The sequence below is a fragment of the Microcoleus sp. AR_TQ3_B6 genome (assembly GCF_036702785.1).
Classification (GTDB): Bacteria; Cyanobacteriota; Cyanobacteriia; order Cyanobacteriales; family Microcoleaceae; genus Microcoleus.
On the sequence record NZ_JAUBVJ010000066.1, the window covers coordinates 44,067 to 45,628 of the forward strand.

The following is a 1,562-nucleotide window of genomic DNA, read 5'->3' on the forward strand; positions in this document are numbered from 1 at the left end:
AATCAAGCAATTGCGTCCCGGACCACCGGATTTATCTGCCGTCGTAATTCTAAAATCTAAAATCTAAAATCTAAAATCTAAAATCGATAAATTACCGTAATTGTATGAGAGGATAAACTGGGAATTATGGACAACAGCAATTGGGTCTGGGGCCACCGGATTTATCGGCCGTCGTAATTCTAAAATCTAAAATCTAAAATCTAAAATCTAAAATCGATCGTGGGCACGCAAGCATGAAATTACAAAACTTTCTCAACTCAAAAATGAGGTATGATGCCAAAGCAATAGCTGCTGACGACGAACTCAGCCACCAAATTCAAAGCCGCCTCATTGACCTGGGTTTACTAAAGCCTCCCGTAGACGGAAAATTTGGCCCTCTCTCTACTGCTGCTTTGCACCGATTTCAAACTCTGATGAAGTGCGGCGAAGCTGGTTTTTTGGGAGCAGTGACAGCCACAAAGCTGATCGAAACTAAACCAGGGGACATTCCCACACCTCCCCTGATACTGAAAACGCTCAGAGACACCATTTTTAAATCAAAACCGCTGGCATCTTCTGCGCTTCTGGACTCGGAAAAACAATTAATACCAGGGGGAAAAGAGTTTGAGATCCTGGCTTTTACTCCGACTCGCAATCACATCAGAGTTGCTCTGCGTAACGAGTCTTTCAAAGGTTCAGGGATTTGGTATGTTTTCGGATCGCACGCTCAAATTAGTCAAGACGACCTTGTGTTTTATCCCAAACCGAATCCCCCAACTGTCAGGCTTGGCATTCCTTATCGATCGCAACTGGATAACTTGTACAATCCTACAGGTTCTGCCAATGTAACTTCAATAGCGATGTGTCTGGAGTTTTTGAGGGTGCCGCGGCGCCAAAAAACCGGGCAATATGAAGACGAACTCTACGAATATGCGATCGCCAAAGGTTACAGTCGCTCGGACCCCTACGATTTAGCGAAGATTGTTAGAGACTACGGCGCTCAAGATTTCTTTACCGAAAATGCAACTATTGATGATGTTCAAGATTGGCTAGCCAGCGGAAATCCCGCTGTTATCTACGGATATTTCACGTCTTTCGGTCACATTCTAGTTGTCGCAGGCTACGACAGCGAGGGATTCTTCGTTCACGATCCCTATGGCGAGTGGTTCCCAAGCGGCTACGACACAAGTCTCAGCGGTGCTTACTTGCACTATTCCTATCGCTTAATCCGCCGCGTGTGTATGGCTGACGGGAATTTTTGGGTTCATTTTATCTCTAAGTAATTGGGAATTGGGAATTGGGAATTGGGAATTGGGAATTGGGAATTGGGAATTGGAAATTAGCCTTGTTACTACTGACTAATGATACTAAATCCGGGTTCATTAACTTCTTTATCACTAAGCGGTTGAAACCGCTAGCAACGCGATCGCACAAACGAAGTCCCTCTCTAAGAAACTAAGAGATAAAGGGAGTATTTAACCCGGATTTGATATAACAACAGTCAACAGCCAACAGTCAACAGTCAACAGTCAACAGTCAACAGTCAACAGCCAACAGTCAACAGTCAACAGTCAACAGTCAAC

General features: G+C 44.4%; 1 protein-coding gene. It reads left to right on the top strand.

Translation table 11 applies throughout. The features are described 5' to 3' along the window. Window positions 1–233: 233 nt before the first annotated feature. Window positions 234–1,262, top strand: a complete 1,029-nt coding sequence (locus QUB56_RS26015) for a C39 family peptidase (RefSeq protein ID WP_332959111.1) — start codon at window positions 234–236, stop codon at window positions 1,260–1,262. The last annotated feature ends 300 nt before the right edge of the window (window positions 1,263–1,562 follow it).

Excerpts from the sequence above, each read along its gene's own strand:
- QUB56_RS26015 (WP_332959111.1), top strand. The coding sequence starts at position 234 with ATGAAATTACAAAACTTTCTCAACTCAAAAATGAGGTATGATGCCAAA.